Genomic DNA, 18,439 nt, shown 5'->3' with positions numbered 1-18,439 from the left:
TTAAATCTTGTCTATTTTGTATAAGATATCATAAAGCGTACCATTTTGCTTTAAGCGCATATAATTGTATATTTCGTTTATGAGAAAACTGTTTTTATTCTTACTTTTTATTTCTTTTTTAAAAGTAAATGCACAAGACCAACCCAACTTTATTTTTATTTTAACAGACGACCAATCTTATGAAACTTTGGGTTGTACAGGTAATAAAATTATACAAACGCCACATATAGATCAATTAGCAAAAGAAGGTGTTTTATTTACTAATGCGCATGTAACAAGTGCTATTTGTACTCCAAGTAGAATTTCTATTCTATTAAGTCAATATGAACGAAAACATGGGGTAAACTTTAATTCAGGTACGAGTGTTTCAGATAAGGCTTGGGAGAATTCGTATCCAGTAGTAATGCAAAAAGCAGGTTATTATACAGGTTGGATAGGTAAAAATCATGCCCCAATTGGTAGAGGGGGTTATGAAAGTGGTCTTATGGAAAAAAGTTTTGATTATTGGTATGCGGGCCACGGACATCTAACATTTTATCCAAAAGACAGGCATAAGATTTTTGAAGATGCACAATCTAACACCCAATTAGAAATTATGACAGAGGGGATTGATGATTTTCTGTACCCACAAAATTCAAAGCTAAAAGGAGCAATCAGATTTTTGAAAAATAAACCAAAAGACAAACCCTTTATGTTGTCTATAAATTTAAACCTTCCTCATGGTGCTAGCACATCAACAATGAAGCAAAAACAGACAGATGACGATTTATACAAATCATTATATAGAAATAAGGAAATACCCTTACCGGAAAATTATGTAGCAAAATCTGATATTATAAACCCTAAATTACCAGAAGAATTGCTAAGGGTAGCTGATAGACAAGCTATTTATGATTGGGTAGATACACCAGAAGGGTATAAGGAGCGTACCATTAGGCAATTTCAAACCATAACGGGTATTGATAGAATGTTAGGGAAGTTAAGAATAAAATTAAAACAGATTGGCGCTGATAAAAATACCATTATCATTTTTACTTCAGACCATGGGCTTTTTAGTGGCGAATATGGGATAGGAGGTAAAGCTTTGTGTTATGAGAAAGCAACACATGTACCGTTAATAATATATAACCCATTAGCTAAAGAAAAAGGAATACGGTCTAATGGTTTGGTGCAAACTATTGATATTGCGCCAACAATATTACAAATGGCAGGGGTTGAAATTCCAAAAACGTATCAAGGAAAACAATTAACAGGTATTTTAGATAGAAAAGAAAGTGAAGTAAGAGATTATACCTATACAGAGAATTTATGGTCTAATCATTTTGGAAATCCGCGTTGTGAAGCGGTACAAAATAGAGATTGGAAATATATTAGATACTATAAGAACACTACTTTTTCAGCCTTAAAAAAGATTGAAACTGCTAAATCATTAGGGGTAAACTTATCTGAGATGTTGTATAGGGTGAATGGTACCGATATAGCGGTTTATAGAGATTATATAACCGCTTCTATAGATGGTGAGCAACCTGTTTATGAAGAATTATATCATTTAAAAACCGATCCAAACGAAAAATACAATCTTGTAAATGATGTTAAATCAAAAGAAATTTTAACTGAAATGCGAAGTGTATGGAAGCAAAAAATTAAAGCAGCACGAGGTACAGGGAGCCCAGAAGTATATCCTTATATCGCTGATGGAAAATAAAATGTAAGACTATAATCTTTTTAATATCTTCGCACCAATAATTTAGCTGTTTTGTATATTGTAATGATGACTTTATTTTCTAAACTAACTCCAGAAAAAAGAAAAGCAGCACAGTACTTTACGTTCCTATTTTTAATACTATTGTTATTAGAGTTTATTTTTAATTTTTCTGCTGTAATCTTCTCAAATACAACAGATCGGATTAAGCTAAAAGCTGCAATGTTTGAATATCGGAATACTACAGCAGTTTTATTTATGGGGAGCTCTCGTTTTAAAGACGGAGTATCTGCTAAAAAATTTAGTTCCTATTTAAATGATAAGCACGGTATAGCATATAATAGTTTTAATGGCGCTATAACAGGAGCTAATCTGGAACGGTTAGCATATTTTTTTAATAAAGCAGTAGAAAAAGAAGGGTTAAAACATATTATTATTGAAATATCTGTACCGCAATTAGAGCGCAAACCCTTAGATATAGAAGCAGACAAACAAGAAATAGATTTTGATGCGGAACTCTCCGATTTTTTTGCAAATAATTCTAAACTAATACAATGGCGAAAATCATTACGTTTAGATAATCTTAAAAACATACCAGTTATTATGTTTTCTGATTATTTAGGTGGAGCAGAATTGTCTAGAGCAGGTGGCTTGGGAGATTTGTTTTCTAACAGTGATGTTGTACTAGATTCAACTGTTCTAAATACATGGCAACCTTCTATAATCCAACCTAAAAATAACAATGTAACTACTAATGAGTTTATGTTAAGTACTTTAAAGACTATTATTGAAAAAGCTAAAGAGAAAGCTATAAGTGTAGTTTTTATAATACCACCTTTAGTAAACAAAAGAAAAGAAATTGAAAATAGTTCAGAAATAATAAATAGGTACCAAAACGTATCCAATAGTACGGGTCAAAAAATATATAATTTTTCTACTATCAATATTCCTGAAAAATATTTTAGAGATCAAGATAGTCATATGAATAAAGAAGGGCGAGCCTTATTTACAATACGCTTAGCGGAGTTACTCCATCAAGAAAACCTTATAAAGTAAAGGTAGTATGTTATTTAATAGTGTTGTTTTTCTTTGTTTTCACATACTTGCTTTAGTATTGTATTGGACTTTTAATTCTCAGAAATTACGCTTATTAGTTTTATTAGCGGCATCTTTAGTTTTTTATGGTTGGTATTACTGGCCTGGTTTAATTTTACTTATTGTAACCATTTGTGTTAATTACGGCTTGAGTTATGCCGTTTCTCGCTATCGTAAAAAATGGATTTTTGTTACAGCCATAGCCATTAACCTCTGCAATTTGGGTTGGTTTAAATACGCAACTTTTGTTTCTGATAATATAGCGGTATTTCTAAACTACTTTATTGATGATGTTCAAATGCCAGAGATCAGCTATTGGCTGCCTTTGGGTATCTCTTTTTATACTTTCCAATTTCTTGGATATTTAATAGATATTTGGCGTAAAGAATTAGAACATGAAAAATCTATCTTACATTTTGCTGTATTTAAATGTTTGTATGCGCAATTAATAGCGGGACCAATTGTAAGAGGAGTAGAGTTGTTGCCACAATTACATCAAAAGCAGACTTTTAAATTTCAAAACTTCCAAAAAGGCTTCTTTTTATTAATTGGAGGGCTTTTTATTAAAATTTGTACAGCAGATGTTTTAGCACAGTATGTAGATTATGCCTTCGAGAATACAGACAAAATTAGCACGTTACATACTTGGGTGAGTATGTATGGTTTTGCTTTTCAGATTTTAGGCGATTTCTGGGGCTATTCTACTATTGCTGTTGGTATTGGTTTAATGTATGGGATTCTATTGCCAGATAATTTTAATTTCCCATACAGGGCAGCTACCTTTCAAGATTTCTGGAGAAGATGGCATATTACCTTATCCATATGGTTTAGAGATTACTTGTATATTCCGTTAGGGGGTAGTAGAACAAAAAACTTAATTTACAGGAACCTTATTTTAACAATGACCATAGCTGGAGTATGGCATGGTGCAGGTTGGAATTTTATTATATGGGGCTTAGGACATGGTGTATTATTAGCGCTTGAGCGTAAAATTGGGGCTAATAAAACAGAATTAAAGGGTTTTAAGTTATTATTAAAGCGTTTTTTTATATTTAATATGGTTTGTTTGTTATGGGTGTTTTTTAGAGCAACAGATTTTCAACAGGCCATGCTTTTCTTCGAATCGCTTTTTGTAGCACCATATAGCACTAAAATATCTCACCAAGAAACTTTAATCATCATTATACTACTCTTTGCTTTATTAAGCTATAGACTAGGAAAATTATTTGTGGGTAACAATTTTTTAAAACTAAGCGTAGCAAAACAACTTGCCATTACTGTAGGTATGATATTACTGATCTTAGGCTATGCCGAAGCAAAATTAGATTTTATCTATTTTGTTTTTTAGTGCCAGTACGTAATCAATTCTAATACTACTATTATTATAATTTTGAATTAGAAATAAAAGAAATATACTTGCTATCCGGAGACCAACTTGGAACATTAATAGTACCTTGTCCACCATATAAGTATCCAATAATTTTAGGAGTTCCTCCATTATATGGCATGATGCGTAGTAAACAATGCTTATAAAAAGGATGGTCATTAGGATCTATATCTTTAGGGAAAGAAATAAAAACAATCCATTTCTGGTCTGGACTCACATGCGGGAACCAATCGTTATATGCATCAGAAGTCAATTGTTTTTTGTTTTTTCCATCAGCATCCATTCTCCATAATTGCATCGTACCCGTTCTTACCGAATTAAAGAATATATATTTCCCGTCTGGGCTATATTCAGATCCGTCGTCTAATGTTTTTTTATTGGTTAATTGTGTTTCTTTTCCAGAAGCAATATCTATGCTATAAATATCATATTGCCCTTTGCGTTCTCCAGTAAAAATCATTTTTTTATTATCCGGAGACCATCCATGTAGGTACGATGCTCCAGCACCTTTTTTTGTAACTGCTACTGGGTTTTTGCTACCTTCTACAGGCAGATAGTATAATGTAGATTTGTTTTTATCCTTTGGGTTATGATGACTTATTCCCATTAGCGCGCCATCAAAAGAAAGTACGTGATCGTTATTATTTTTTATAGCTTCTCCAGTTTCCATTGGTTTAACTTGTCCCTTATGTAAATCGTATTTAAAAAGCCTACCTTCAGAATTATAAATGAGTTCTTTACCATCTATAGTCCAGTTTGGTGCTTGGATAGAATGGGCGGTGCTAAAAAGTACTTTTCTGTGCCCAGTTTGTACATCCATAACTTCAAGATTACTACCAATATAATCTCTGTAAGGTTGAAAATCTGGTGCTGCAGGTGTAATAATCCTAACATTTCTAAACTTTACCGTTTCTAAAATATCAGGATTGTGTGAGCAAACTCCTAATCCTACATATACTTGATTTTTTAGAGACATGTCTGTTAATTCTACCACTGTAAATTCGGACCCAAATTTAGCTGTAGACATGATAAAAGTATCTCCTTTACGCTCTAACTTAATTACATTTGGTAAACTGTCTTTAGAAATTACTTCGGCTGTTTCGCCACCAGTACTTTTTCGGTATTGTAAAGAGGTTAGCCCATCTCCATGAGTAGTTGCATTTACATGAGGCGTATTGCTATTTAAATCGTTTTTTACAACCCAACCCACTTTTCGGTGCGGATCAACACCCTTTCCTTGAAATTCAACTTCAGCTCTTAGTATAAAATCGCCTTGTAATGTGGTCCATAAATAATGAAACTGATCTTGGTTCGCCCACATATTAATACCACTACCTCCAATAACATAGGTCTGACTTTCTTCTTCATAATGTGCAAAACCTTTGTTTTCAGGGTTTCCAACATCTAAGTGATTATCAAATAAACCCAAATTGTTCTGACTTGTCATTGTAGTACTGATCAATAATAATAAAATAAAAAGAGGAGAGGTTTTAATAACTTTCATTTTGTACGTGTTAGCTGTTGTACTATAGTAGTAATTGAGGCTATAAAATTACAAATGTCAAATATGAGATTATGTATTGTAAATTAAAATAAGGGTTATTATGCAAGTCTTATTTAGAAGCTGAATATGAATTGATAACCTCTTTTAATTTCTTTAAAGAAGCCTTTATTTCTTCCGAATTACTCTTTTTATGCATTAAATCTATTTTTCGTAGTGTACTATTATGATTAGCTTTTGGGTACAATTTTACTAAATCAATAAAATATTTTTCAATTCCTTTGGCCATCATCTGCTTACCTTTTTCGGAATATGCTTTTTCTTCATTTATATTATCTAAGTAATGGTGAAAATTTTCAATTAAAATATCGATGTTAGCGTTAACTCTGTTTTTTGTTGATTTTGAATTAGGATCATCTGAACTTTTAATAACATCCTCATTTCCTAATTTAAAATATATGAGTTGTAATCCAAGTCCAAATTCGTGTACAGCAAGTCGTTCTTCATCATATACGTAATTATCCTTTAGATCTCTTGCATTATATATATTCATCATATCTTTCCATTGAAGAAAAAATTCTTCACTAGCATTGTTTCTATATTTCAGCCCTAATTCATTGTCATTAAGAACTATTTCGTAATTTTTAGGATCAACTAACTTTTCAATAATTGCTCTAGTCTCAGGATCTTTAAAAGAAGGAAGATTCTCGTCGCTTTCGTAATTAAAATTCAGTTCTAAGTTAGCATTCCTATAGTCTTCTGTACTCCAATACCGCTTTTCTAAAGGAAAAGAATGTTTTTCTTCTTCACAACTTAATAGCATTAGACAGAAAAATACTAGAAATATGGATTTATGCTTAATCATTAATTTTAATTTTTGGTTTTTTAAATTCAGAAAGTGAATTTAGTAAACTATCTACAATTTTCTCATATTTTTTTTGTTCACTATACACATAACTGTGAAAAGTATCATAATCATATTTATATTGAAATTCTCTTTCCTGTTTATTTATTTCTTCCATTATATTTTCAATTTCATCACTTTTTATATTTTTCACTTTTGAAATGCGTTGTTTTGCTTTCCTGGTAAATAATTCTGTAATTCTAAAATGGTACATTTCATGGGTTAATAATTCTTTACTATTAGAATGAGAATTGTAGACAAAAGAACGTGAAGGATGAAAAAGAGATTTTATGATAACATGGTCGTCATTAATTTCACTTTCTATGGTTACCACAACATAAGCAAAATGTTTGTTGCCATAAAGTGATTTTTTAAAAAATTCAAGTCCTCTGAAATTTTCAAAAGTTATTTTATCAATTTTGTCAAAAGTTATTGGCTTTTCATAGTCTAGAAAATTTATGCGTATTAGCACTGCAAATCCAATTGCTAAAGGTAGAAGAATTGCAATACTGTATTTTAAAAACCTTTTAAATCGTTTTAAAGGTATTTTGTTTCCTTTTTTATTTTCCTTAATTACGATATAAAGCTGATAAAAAACGGGAGAAAAGTAAAGTGTTAAAAATAATAGTATTATTAAAGCGTCTCTCATTGAATATGGTATATAGATACATTTATTTAGTTAAAACAAACCTTTTATTACTTTCTCAACCAGCCTAGTATGCGTTTATTTATAATTTCCCATTTGCCGCTATTGGTTTTCTCTAATTTAAATGTTTCTCTAGTTGGGGTAAATGGTACTGGGTTTTGCTGTATAATTTCAATAGTATGATTTGTTGTCTTTGAAATTATAGCAACATGCCCATATCTGTTGAATATAGTCTTATCCATTACTACTAAATCTCCTTCTTTAGGAATCGTTTTACTTGGGTTGCTATATTGTATTAAGTCTCTTTGCTTGTTTAGTTTCCCATCTAAAATAGTTTTATCATAAAAACTTATAGCATGACCATAGCTGTCTGGCATTTTATGGTTATAATGTTTAAAATAATAGCGTTTTACAAACTCGACACATTGATATTCAAGACCAAGGTTATAACCATCTTTTGTATTTCTTTGAACTACATTATCAACACCTCCATTATAAAAGACAATAATATTATTTAAACTATCAATATGTTGTCCAACTTCATATTTTGGATTAAAATTTACTTTCTTAAGTGTTTTATAAGAAAAGAATATAATGGTTAATATGGAAAGTGTTACGAGTACTTTTTTTATCATTTTAGTACGAGTAAGTTTAATTAATATTTAAACTAATACAAATTATTATTAAATTTCTTTTTTAAACACTGTTTTGGTAGCGATATGCGATAGTACATCTTTTAACTGATTGTTTTTTTCAAAATCAGCTACTGAAAATCTTTTTCTTTCTTTTTCAAAATTAATTTCAAGAACAGTTTCTTTTTTTAATGATTTAAAAAGAAAAAAAGAGCCAAAAAAAATTAAAAAGAAAGGGATGATTATTTCTTCGATATAAAATTCTCCACCTACACCCGATACAAAAAATAAAATAATATTTTTAGTAAAATATAGTCCAGGGATAATTAGCAAAAGACCTAAAAGGAGTAAAATAAACCAATTTTTAACAACTCTACCACGTTTTAGTATAACTTCATCTATATCAGAAAATAAAATAGATTTGTATTCAAACCTATTTCTAAGGAAATGCATTTTTGTTTCGCTTATGCCAAGATAATTGTCCTGAAATAGATATTTAGCATCCATATTTTATCTTTTTCTAAGCTATTTAAAAATTAAGAACGCTATTCCTCAGTTTCCTCAACCACATCCTTTTTCTTATTCCGCTTCATACGCATATCAAAAAATTCTACCATTAAAGAAAAAGCAATAGAGAAATAAAGATATCCTTTAGGAATGGTACCTACTTCGTTTCCAAAAACAACTAAATGGCAAATATGGGCAGATTCCGCAATTAACATAAACCCAATTAAGATTAGAAAAGAAAGGCCTAAAATTTGTATAGAAGGGTGTTTGTTTACAAATTCGCCTACAGGATTAGCAAATAACATCATTATAACCACGGAAATCACCACAGCAACAATCATTAAGATTAAAGCATCATTAGGGTTAGGAGAGATGCCGTTTGTCATTCCTATAGCTGTTAAAATAGAATCAAAAGAAAAAACGATATTAATAACAGTAATTTGTAGGATAGCATTGGTCATCGTTGTAGAACGCCCTTTAGTAACCTCTCGTTCATCATGGCCTCTGTCTTCTACCTTTTCATGTATCTCTTTAGTGCTCTTATAGAGTAAAAAGAGTCCTCCGGCAAAAAGAATAAGCCCTTGTCCGCTGATACCACCGCTAATCCAAGATTCATCTAAGAGAAACCAAGGTTTTTTCATAGCAGTTAGTAATGATATACCAAATAAAAGAACAATACGCATTACCATTGCTAGTACTAAACCAATACTAGTTGCTTTTTTGCGTTGGCTTTTTTCTAATTTGCCAGCAGCAATAGAAATAAAGATGATATTATCTATACCTAATACAATTTCTAAAAAAGTAAGGGTAAGTAGGGCGATCCAAGCATCTGGACTTGCAAAAATTTCAAACATAGTTTAGTTGGTTTTTAGGGCTATTCCTTTAGATTTATTTTTTTTCCCAATTACATTATATTCAAATGTATAAGAATTGCTCGTAGTAGTTAATATTTTATAGTGAATAGGTGTTTTTTTATCGTATGGGTATAAAACAAATTCACAATCGTTTAACCAGCGTACTTTAGCAGTATCAACTTTTTGGTCATAATATTCAATACTTAAGGTATCGTTTCTAGTAAATGTACTTTGTTTTTTTTCACCATTAATATCATACTCGAAAGTAAAAGTACCTGTTTTATATTTTTCACAGAAGCGATCGGGTTCAAAACAGGCGGTTGTACATATTAAAATTAGAAAAACAGCAAGAAATTGTATTTTCATAACAACAAAAATATTAAATAGTATTAAGTAATTGATGCAAGTTTTAAGAAAATATAATTTTGCATTTAAAAGCTTATTAATCTACAATACAACGCAACCTTATATCAAAAACAACATCCTTTATACAATATGAAAACAATAAAAACCATTCCGTTAGTTCTATTTTTTGTCATTTTTATTTCCTGTGATAAAGAAGAAAATGGAACTCAAGAGCAAGAAGCCCAAAATTTGAATGCATTATTTCTTGAGATTGAAAATATGGTATCAAATGAAAATTGTGAAGATAGTACTGAATGGACTTTTACAAGTTATGGTAGCAAAGCCTGTGGTGGACCAATTGGTTATATTGCTTATCCATTACATATTGATGTTGAATTGTTTCTTAATAAAATAGAAGAGCATAAAGCGCAGGAAAGAGCTTTTAATATGAAATGGGGTATAATAAGTAATTGTGCTTTACCAGCAGAACCCATTGGAGTGCGCTGTGAAAATGGAAATCCTGTTTTAGAATATTGATGGTATTATTATTTGTAAAATGATTTATACTAGTTGATAAGTTTATAACAAAAGATATAAGCGTTATATTGGTTGATATACTTAGAATGTTTTTTTCTAACCTCTAACCTCTAACCTCTAACCTCTAACCTCTAACCTCTAACCTCTAACCTCTAACCTCTAACCTCTAACTCAAGGTATTTCTTGAAAACTACCATCTTCATAAAACACAATGACCTTTTTTATTTTTTTAGATGCATTATTTGTTTTAGAAATTTCTACAGGAACTTTATCATCATCTGATTTTGGTGGGCTAGAAGAGGGGGGATTTTCTTCTTGATTTGGAAACTTTCCTTTGCCATTTAAAAGCCAATATAAGTTTACTTCAGGAAAAGCTTTTACAACCTTTAAAACAAACTCTAAACTTGGTTTATTTCTACCAGAAAGCAGGTGTGATATACTAGAGCGTTGCACTGCTATTTTATCGGCAAATGCAGCGCCAGAAAGACTATAATATTGTATTATTTTTTCTAATCTTTTTATAAACTCTTCTGAATTTACCATTGTAACTTAATTAGAGGTTTATGTGTTGAAAATTAACGAATTTTATATGATTTATAACACTTTTTATTAATGTAAAACTTTAGTTAAAAATGTTTAAAAATCTGAAATACAAATAATTGTTATGTATTTATTATAAAACCCAATAGAAATCATAAAAATTGTTTACAATTGTATATTATTTGATTTCAATATATGCTTAATGTGATTACAAATGTAAATAAATGGAATTACATTTGTAATTTAAAAAGAAGTTATTTTTGTAAAAATAAACAGGGGTTTAAAAATGATAGATGTAAAAAAAATTCACTCTAATTGTAAAGAGAAATCAGTACAAGGAAGGTATGTAACCAATGAGCATATTTTTCCTTTTTTGGAACAATTTTCAGATAAATTTGCAATAGAAATTATTGGTGAATCTGTTCAAAAAAAACAGATAAAATCAATCACTTTTGGAGTGGGTAAAAAGAAAATTTTTATGTGGTCTCAGATGCATGGAAATGAATCTACAACAACCAAAGCTGTTTTGGATTTTATTAATTTTATGAATTCAGATACACCACTTGTAAAAAGTATTTTAGATGAGTGTACTATTAAAATTATTCCAATTTTAAATCCAGATGGCGCAAAAGTATATACGAGAAGTAATGCAAATGAAATTGATTTAAATAGAGATGCTCAAGAAAGGAGTCAGCCCGAAAGTGAAATTTTAAGAGCTACTTATGAAAAATTTAAACCAGACTACTGTTTTAATTTACATGATCAGCGTACCATTTTTAATGTTGGTTTAACAGATAAACCAGCAACAGTATCTTTTTTAGCTCCTGCTCATGATGAAGAACGAAGCATTTCTATGACAAGAGGAATTAGTATGCAGCTTATTGTTGCGATGAATATGGAATTACAAAAACATATTCCTGGACAGATTGGAAGATATGACGATGGTTTTAATGCAAATTGTGTGGGAGATACATTCCAAATGTTAGCTACTCCCACCATTTTATTTGAATCAGGTCACTTTCCTAATGATTATAGAAGAGAAGAAACTAGAGCACAAATTTTTTACGCAATCCTTACTGGTGTCCATGTTATAGCTACAGATACGATTTCTAATTATAAACAATCAGATTATTTTCAAATTCCTGAAAATGGCAAATTATTTTATGATATTATTATAGAAAATGCGGAAATTTTAAATAGTTTATTTAAAAAAGGCACTTCTTTGTCAATTTTGTTTAAAGAAACTTTAAACAAAAACAATGTAAAATTTATTCCAGTGATACAAAAAAAAGAAATTGGCACTAATTTTTATGCACATAAAAAGTATAACTGTTTAGATGACAATGATTTAAGAGCTTTAAAAGAAGATAAAGCTATTTTAAACCTAATTTTAAATAATAAAGATTTTGTTTAAATAGCACTAAATTGTTACGTTTTTTTTAAAAAGTTTGCTGTTTTATTGAATATAATTTCTTAATTATTTATTTTTGCCTTAAAATATGATATAAATGGGAAAAGTTAAATTAGACGAAATTGATCATCAGATTCTAGATATGTTAATAGACAACACTAGAACTCCTTTTACAGATATAGCTAAGAAATTGTTGATTTCTGCAGGAACTGTACATGTTAGAGTTAAAAAAATGGAGGAAGCAGGTATCATTAGAGGTTCTTCATTAACTTTAGATTATGTGAAATTGGGCTATGCTTTTATTGCTTATGTGGGTATATTTCTTGAAAAAACACATCAAACTAAGTTTGTATTAGAACGTCTAAACTTAATACCTAATGTTACTGTAGCGCATATTACAACAGGAAAATTCAATATCTTTTGTAAAATACGAGCTAAGGATACTAACCACGCAAAAAACATCATTTTTAAAGTAGACGATATCGATGGTATTAGTAGAACTGAAACAATGATATCTTTAGAAGAAAGTATTAACGATAAGAAGCGATTGATGCATACTATTTTTAACGAAATGTAATGACATCATTTTTACAATTATAAAAAACCTCAAGCATTAAATTGTTTGGGGTTTTTATTTAAATTACTTTTATATTTTTAATTAAACATGCGCATATTTTATGAAAATAGCTACTTTATCTAAGTCATCATACAATCCTTATTATCAAATGTATATAGACATTTTGGGAGACGTAAACTTAACCACGCAGTTGCGCGATGGTTTAGAAGATTTTAAAACTATAGTAGGTAATATTGCTGAAGATAAATTAACCTATGCATATGCAGAAAACAAATGGACGGTTTCTGAATTGATTATGCATATGATAGATACAGAACGTATCTTTCAGTATAGAGCTTTACGTTTTTCACGCAATGATATGACCCCTTTAGAAGGTTTTGAGCAAGATGATTATATTCCAGAATGTAATGCACCCAAAAGAAGCATAAACAGTTTATTAAATGAATTTACTGCGGTTAGAAATTCAACTATTTCCTTATTTGAATCATTTAATGATAACAGTACTATATTAAATAGGGAAGGGATAGCTAGCGGATCAAAAATGAGTGTAGCTGCCCTAGGATTTATTATCTCAGGACATCTAAAACACCATTTAAGTATACTACAGAATCGTTATTTGTAAAAAGTTAATCCAAACCTTCTTCATACTCAGCATCAAGTTCTAATTCTTGATGTTCTATGCCATTTTCAACAAGATTTTTGGAGGGTTTAACTTCTAATTCTTTTTCTATAGATAAATCAAAATTTGCAATAAAATTAGAAAGACTTTTACTAATCTTTACAAGATAGATAGTGTCTTCTGTTCTTACTTCTACAGCTTCGATAATTTCTCCATGCGCATTTTTAAATGCAATAATATCAGAATCACCATACCCGTGTGGATAGCTTTCTATAAGGAGTTTAGCAACTTCGTGGTCTAATTTTTTGTAATCTACAAGTCTTCTTAACATAGTTTAGTTATTTTAGTTATTATGGTTTACCTAAACTAATGTTATTTTATTTTGAATTAAATTAAGAGTTGTAGAATGCGATATTTTGTAGGTGAAGTGTTTATAATTTGTAGTAAGCAAATGCTTCAGCAAATAATTCCAGAGGAACTTGTGCGTCAATAACAGTTTTGCCTATACTTTTTAATAATACAAAATTAATATTTCCATGAGAATTCTTTTTATCAAACTTTAAAAGTGCTAAAATCTGTTCAATATCTTCTGTTGTAAAAGTAACTTTTGGGTACCTCGCTAAAAAAGTAGTTTTAATATCATCTAGTTGAGATTTAGATAAACCTGTTAGCTTATATGATAGAAACCCTTCCATAATCATTCCTATACCAATAGCCTCACCATGTAATAAAAGCTCATGTGCTTCACTTTCTAAAAAGTAAGATTCTATGGCATGCCCTAAAGTGTGACCATAATTAAGTGTTTTGCGTACATTTTGTTCAGTTGGATCCTTTAATACAACATCATTTTTAATTATAACTGAATCGTATATCAATGTATCAATAGCATTAAAACTATTTGGATCCTTTAATGTATTCCAATAATTTAAATCTTCAATAAGGCCGTGTTTTAGCATTTCTGCATACCCACTTTGTAATTGCCGCTCCTCTAAGGTTTTTAAAAAATCTGAAATAATCAAAACCATTTCTGGCTGATTGATAACACCAATTTGATTTTTAAGGGGGCCCAAATCTACACCTGTTTTTCCACCAACGGATGCATCAACCATTGCAAGTAGGGTAGTAGGGATGTTTATAAAAGCAATTCCTCTTTTAAAGGTGGAAGCAACAAAACCGCCTAAATCTGTAATAACACCACCTCCTATATTAATCAGTAAACTTTTTCGGTCTGCGTCTAAATCAGATAATGCTCCCCAAACTCCAGCGCAGGTATCAATATTTTTATGAATTTCTCCAGATTCTATTTCAATAATTTCACATTCATAATCACCTTCTAACTCAGCCATAAATGGAGCCAAACAATATTGATGTGTATTTTCATCTACCAAAAGAAAAATCTTAGAGTAATTGGCAGTTGCAAGATGATTATTTAATATTTGATAAGCAGTTTTATTAAAATGTACTGCATAAGAATCAGAAATAATAGAATCCATTATAATAACTAAATTTTGCACAAAATAAAGACTATTTTTAATTATAAGAATACATTTTCTGTAGTTATCTTTGATTCATTACTAAATTATTAAAAATGAAATCGATTTTTGAGGATACTGCAACAGCTTTTGCTTTAAAGACGGATTCTGAATTAGAAAGAGCCTATTTTTTATTTAAAATGATTGCTAACGAGCCATTAGTTCGCATTGGTACTGCAATGACTAATTTTGCAATTAAAGCACATTTACCAGTTGAGGGACTTATAAGAGCTACTGTTTTTGATCATTTTTGTGGTGGTGTTGATGAGCAAGATTGTTTGGCGGTAGTAGATAAAATGTATGAGAAACGCGTTTGTTCTGTTCTAGATTATTCTGCAGAAGGAAAAGAAGAAGAAGAACAATTTGAAATTGCTACAGAAAAAATCCTTAAAATTTTAAACTTTGTAAAAGAAAAAAATGCAATTCCATTTGCAGTGTTCAAACCTTCTGGTTTTGGTCGCTTTGCATTATTTCAAAAAATAAGTGAAGGTAAACAGCTTACTGACGAAGAGAAATTAGAATGGAATAATGTTATTGTACGATTTGATAAGGTATGTAAAAAAGCTTTTGATATGGATGTAGCATTATTAATAGATGGCGAAGAGAGTTGGATGCAGGATGCTGCAGATGATTTGGTAGAGCAAATGATGCGAAAGTATAACAAGGAAAAGGCTATTGTATATAATACCTTACAGTTGTACCGTTGGGATAGATTAGATTATTTAAAACAACTACAAGAAAAAGCAAAAAACGATAATTTTAAAATAGGAATGAAAGTTGTTAGAGGTGCTTACTTGGAAAAAGAAAATAACAGAGCTATAGAAAAAGGATATCCTACTCCAATATGCGCTTCTAAAAAAGAAACAGATGATAATTTTGATGCAGTAGTAGCTTACATGTTACAGCATCTAGATATTATGAGTGTTTTTGCTGGGACGCATAACGAATTAAGTTGTTTAAAATTAATGGACCTAATGGAACAATATGCAATTACACCAGATGATAATAGTATATGGTTTGGGCAATTATATGGTATGAGCGATCATATTTCTTTTAATTTATCTGATAGAGGATATAATGTAGCAAAATATTTACCTTTTGGTCCTGTAAAAGATGTAATGCCATACCTAATTAGAAGAGCTGAGGAAAACACTTCTGTAGCTGGGCAAACTAGTAGAGAGCTTAATCTATTGAAAAAAGAACGAAATAGACGTAAAATATAACAATAGTCATTTTGTTATATTTACTCAACTTTTAAAAATAACATGAAAAAAATTAGCTCACTATTAATGATTTTGGCATTAATTGTTTCTTGTCTTGGTGATAATGAAACCTCACAAATAGATCCAAACACAGATTTTTCAGAAACAAATGAAACAGAAATTTTAGCTTATATCGCTGCAAATAATTTAGTTGCAGAAAAAACAGCTAGTGGTTTGTATTATGTTATAAATGAGCAAGGTACAGGAGAACAACCTGTTGCTAGTTCTAATGTAACAATTACTTATAGAGGTACTTTAACTAATGGAAATGTATTTGATCAAAATACAATTGGCTTTATAACTGATTTGGCTAGCGTTATTCCAGGCTGGAGAGAAGGTATTCCACTTTTTAGAGAAGGAGGAAGTGGTATACTGTTAATACCAGCAAGATTAGGCTATGGAGCTCGTGGAGTTCCACGGACTATTATTACTCCAGGAGCAGTGTTAGTTTTTGAGGTGAATTTGATTTCTGTAAATTAAATTTAAAATAGAAGTTTTGAGTTTTTACTTAGATTTCAGTTGTCTCTGTTTTTGAAGTGTTATTGATAAGTTGAATAATGCTTGCTATGATAATGACCAAAGCACAACCAAAAAGATTTAACCAGAGATAAGGCATCCAATCTAACCACCAACCAATAACTACTATTAATTGTGTTATTAAAGCACCTATAAAAACAGCATTACCCTTAATAAATTTAAAGAAGAAAGCAATTAAAAATATCCCCAGTACATTTCCATAGAATATAGAGCCAATAATATTTACCAATTGAATTAGATTTTCTGCCAAATCAGCAAAACAAGCAATAATGATGGCAACGATTCCCCAACCTAAAGTAAACCATTTACTTACATTAACCATTTGCGTGTCTGTTTTTTCTTCTTTCTGGTTTCTACCATATAAATCTATAGCAGTTATGGTGGCTAAAGCATTAATTTCTGATGCAGTAGAAGACATGGCTGCGGATAGTATTACTGCTAATAATAAACCAATAAGCCCAGTTGGCAGATGGTTTAAGATAAAACGGATAAACATATAATCCCTATCATTGGTTTTTGTGTCTTTTGCAGCATCTTTATATAAATCTTTTAATGCTTTAGCTTTGGTTTTATACGCTTCACTTTTTGGATTAGCTTTTAATATTTCTACCTCATTTTTAAGTATATTGTATTTAGAAGTATACTCTGCGTCTACTGCTTTTTTAATCAAGAACTTTGCTTCTAAACGGTATGTTTTTTCAATACTATCTAATCGAAATAATTCTTGCCTCAAGTTTTCATCTTCCTTTTTAGATAAGGCTAAACTTAAATCTTGTTTTTTGGAGAATAGAACCGATTGTTTATTTTGAAGTTTACTATACTCACTGCCGTATTCTGAAGCTAAAACTGTTTTAGTAGAATCATCTATAAAATTTAACGGAGATGGATTAAATTGATAAAAGACAAATACCATAACTCCAACAAGTAAAATAAAGAATTGCATCGGTACTTTTAATGCGCCGTTAAAAAGCAAACCCATTTGCATTTCCTTCATAGATTTACCGGAAAGATAGCGTTGCACTTGACTTTGATCTGTTCCAAAATATGATAACATTAAAAATGTGCCGCCAATAAGACCAGTCCATACGGTATATCTATTTTCCAAATCAAATGAAAAATCTAAAATTTTCATTTTACCAGTAGCACCAGCAATAGCTATAGCATCCGTAAACGAAACTTCTTCTGGAATTAAACTGATGACAACATATAAAGCTGCAAACATGCCAGCAAAAATTACAAACATTTGTTGTTTCTGGGTTACAGTAACCGCTTTTGTACCTCCAGAAACAGTGTATATAATAACCAAAACCCCAATCACGATATTTAAGCTTGTAATATCCCAACCTAATACAACAGATAATATAATTGCTGGAGCAAAAATGGTAATACCTGCTGCTAAACCACGTTGAATTAAAAACAATATGGCTGTAAGACTTCTGGTTTTTAAATCAAATCTATTTTCTAAAAATTCATAAGCAGTATATACTTTAAGACGGTGATAGATTGGAATAAAAACCAAACAAATAATGACCATGGCTATGGGTAAGCCAAAATAAAACTGAACAAAGCCCATACCGTCAGAAAATGCCTGACCAGTAGTAGATAAAAATGTAATAGCACTGGCTTGTGTTGCCATTACAGAAAGTCCAATAGTCCACCAATTAGACTGTTTTCCACCTAAAACATAATCATTAACCCCTTTGTTTCCTTTAGTTTTCCATACACCATATACTACAATAAATATAAGCGTACCAATAAGAATGCACCAATCTAGTATTTCCATATTATGCGTTCGCTGTCATTATAAAATAGAAAACAATAAGGTAAATAAGATTCAGTATAAGTACTATA

The 18,439-nt window shown here is 30.4% G+C and carries 20 protein-coding genes; 9 read left to right on the top strand and 11 right to left on the bottom strand.

Annotated elements, in window-relative coordinates:
* Nucleotides 1-79: 79 nt before the first annotated feature.
* The 3 genes from ACZ451_RS16270 (at nucleotide 80) to ACZ451_RS16260 (ending at nucleotide 4,145) form a co-directional block, all read left to right on the top strand.
* Entirely contained in the window at nucleotides 80-1,705 is a 1,626-nt protein-coding gene (locus ACZ451_RS16270) for a sulfatase-like hydrolase/transferase (protein WP_464214305.1), read from the top strand.
* Nucleotides 1,706-1,768: 63 nt separating this feature from the next.
* Nucleotides 1,769-2,758: a hypothetical protein gene (locus ACZ451_RS16265; RefSeq protein WP_464214303.1), complete on the top strand. Its 990-nt coding sequence runs from the start codon at nucleotides 1,769-1,771 to the stop codon at nucleotides 2,756-2,758.
* A gap of 7 nt (nucleotides 2,759-2,765) precedes the next feature.
* The gene (locus tag ACZ451_RS16260; RefSeq protein WP_464214301.1) at nucleotides 2,766-4,145 is read left to right on the top strand and encodes an MBOAT family O-acyltransferase; all 1,380 of its coding nucleotides are present in this window, start codon (nucleotides 2,766-2,768) and stop codon (nucleotides 4,143-4,145) included.
* Between the two features lie 34 nt (nucleotides 4,146-4,179).
* On the opposite strand, the gene ACZ451_RS16255 is transcribed toward ACZ451_RS16260, so the two are convergent.
* The 7 genes from ACZ451_RS16255 to ACZ451_RS16225 all read right to left on the bottom strand — a co-directional run bounded on the left by ACZ451_RS16255 (nucleotide 4,180) and on the right by ACZ451_RS16225 (nucleotide 9,594).
* Nucleotides 4,180-5,688: a TolB family protein gene (locus ACZ451_RS16255; protein ID WP_464214299.1), complete on the bottom strand. Its 1,509-nt coding sequence runs from the start codon at nucleotides 5,686-5,688 to the stop codon at nucleotides 4,180-4,182.
* 109 nt (nucleotides 5,689-5,797) lie between these two features.
* Nucleotides 5,798-6,550: a hypothetical protein gene (locus tag ACZ451_RS16250; RefSeq protein WP_464214298.1), complete on the bottom strand. Its 753-nt coding sequence runs from the start codon at nucleotides 6,548-6,550 to the stop codon at nucleotides 5,798-5,800.
* The gene (locus ACZ451_RS16245) at nucleotides 6,543-7,238 is read right to left on the bottom strand and encodes a hypothetical protein (protein ID WP_464214297.1); all 696 of its coding nucleotides are present in this window, start codon (nucleotides 7,236-7,238) and stop codon (nucleotides 6,543-6,545) included. The genes ACZ451_RS16250 and ACZ451_RS16245 overlap by 8 nt, the downstream gene beginning before the upstream one ends.
* Before the next feature lie 47 nt (nucleotides 7,239-7,285).
* Complete coding sequence (locus tag ACZ451_RS16240; protein ID WP_464214296.1) at nucleotides 7,286-7,870, bottom strand: CHAP domain-containing protein; 585 nt, start codon at nucleotides 7,868-7,870, stop codon at nucleotides 7,286-7,288.
* A 48-nt stretch (nucleotides 7,871-7,918) separates the two neighbouring features.
* Entirely contained in the window at nucleotides 7,919-8,374 is a 456-nt protein-coding gene (locus ACZ451_RS16235; RefSeq protein WP_464214295.1) for a hypothetical protein, read from the bottom strand.
* A gap of 38 nt (nucleotides 8,375-8,412) precedes the next feature.
* Nucleotides 8,413-9,228 carry a TerC family protein gene (locus ACZ451_RS16230; RefSeq protein WP_464214294.1) on the bottom strand — a complete coding sequence of 272 codons (816 nt, stop codon included), beginning with the start codon at nucleotides 9,226-9,228 and terminating at the stop codon, nucleotides 8,413-8,415.
* A gap of 3 nt (nucleotides 9,229-9,231) precedes the next feature.
* Nucleotides 9,232-9,594 carry a hypothetical protein gene (locus tag ACZ451_RS16225; protein ID WP_464214293.1) on the bottom strand — a complete coding sequence of 121 codons (363 nt, stop codon included), beginning with the start codon at nucleotides 9,592-9,594 and terminating at the stop codon, nucleotides 9,232-9,234.
* 129 nt (nucleotides 9,595-9,723) lie between these two features.
* Between ACZ451_RS16225 and ACZ451_RS16220 the strand changes: the two genes are divergently transcribed.
* A complete protein-coding gene (locus ACZ451_RS16220) occupies nucleotides 9,724-10,110 on the top strand; it encodes a hypothetical protein (RefSeq protein ID WP_464214292.1) in 387 nt (128 codons plus the stop codon).
* A 171-nt stretch (nucleotides 10,111-10,281) separates the two neighbouring features.
* Here the strand turns inward: ACZ451_RS16220 and ACZ451_RS16215 are convergent, their stop codons facing one another.
* Entirely contained in the window at nucleotides 10,282-10,653 is a 372-nt protein-coding gene (locus ACZ451_RS16215; RefSeq protein WP_464214291.1) for a helix-turn-helix domain-containing protein, read from the bottom strand.
* Nucleotides 10,654-10,936: 283 nt separating this feature from the next.
* Here ACZ451_RS16215 and ACZ451_RS16210 point away from each other — a divergent pair, with 283 nt between their 5' ends.
* The 3 genes from ACZ451_RS16210 (at nucleotide 10,937) to ACZ451_RS16200 (ending at nucleotide 13,260) form a co-directional block, all read left to right on the top strand.
* Nucleotides 10,937-12,064: a M14 family metallopeptidase gene (locus ACZ451_RS16210; protein ID WP_464214290.1), complete on the top strand. Its 1,128-nt coding sequence runs from the start codon at nucleotides 10,937-10,939 to the stop codon at nucleotides 12,062-12,064.
* Nucleotides 12,065-12,158: 94 nt separating this feature from the next.
* Nucleotides 12,159-12,638, top strand: a complete 480-nt coding sequence (locus ACZ451_RS16205; RefSeq protein ID WP_464214288.1) for an Lrp/AsnC family transcriptional regulator — start codon at nucleotides 12,159-12,161, stop codon at nucleotides 12,636-12,638.
* 100 nt (nucleotides 12,639-12,738) lie between these two features.
* The gene (locus ACZ451_RS16200; RefSeq protein WP_464214286.1) at nucleotides 12,739-13,260 is read left to right on the top strand and encodes a DinB family protein; all 522 of its coding nucleotides are present in this window, start codon (nucleotides 12,739-12,741) and stop codon (nucleotides 13,258-13,260) included.
* Nucleotides 13,261-13,264: 4 nt separating this feature from the next.
* Here ACZ451_RS16200 and ACZ451_RS16195 read toward each other — a convergent pair whose 3' ends face one another.
* A complete protein-coding gene (locus ACZ451_RS16195) occupies nucleotides 13,265-13,588 on the bottom strand; it encodes a hypothetical protein (protein WP_464214284.1) in 324 nt (107 codons plus the stop codon).
* Nucleotides 13,589-13,688: 100 nt separating this feature from the next.
* Nucleotides 13,689-14,750, bottom strand: a complete 1,062-nt coding sequence (gene aroB, locus ACZ451_RS16190) for a 3-dehydroquinate synthase (RefSeq protein WP_464214282.1) — start codon at nucleotides 14,748-14,750, stop codon at nucleotides 13,689-13,691.
* Between the two features lie 95 nt (nucleotides 14,751-14,845).
* Between aroB and ACZ451_RS16185 the strand changes: the two genes are divergently transcribed.
* Both ACZ451_RS16185 and ACZ451_RS16180 read left to right on the top strand, forming a co-directional pair.
* Entirely contained in the window at nucleotides 14,846-16,012 is a 1,167-nt protein-coding gene (locus tag ACZ451_RS16185) for a proline dehydrogenase family protein (protein ID WP_464214280.1), read from the top strand.
* 42 nt (nucleotides 16,013-16,054) lie between these two features.
* Entirely contained in the window at nucleotides 16,055-16,531 is a 477-nt protein-coding gene (locus ACZ451_RS16180; RefSeq protein WP_464214278.1) for an FKBP-type peptidyl-prolyl cis-trans isomerase, read from the top strand.
* Between the two features lie 28 nt (nucleotides 16,532-16,559).
* Here ACZ451_RS16180 and ACZ451_RS16175 read toward each other — a convergent pair whose 3' ends face one another.
* On the bottom strand, nucleotides 16,560-18,371 hold the full coding sequence (locus tag ACZ451_RS16175; RefSeq protein WP_464214276.1) for a sodium:solute symporter family protein: 1,812 nt from the start codon (nucleotides 18,369-18,371) through the stop codon (nucleotides 16,560-16,562).
* Between the last annotated feature and the right edge of the window lie 68 nt (nucleotides 18,372-18,439).

This window comes from Allocellulophaga tsushimaensis (assembly GCF_055383085.1).
This window is presented reverse-complemented; position numbering and strand designations above follow the sequence as displayed.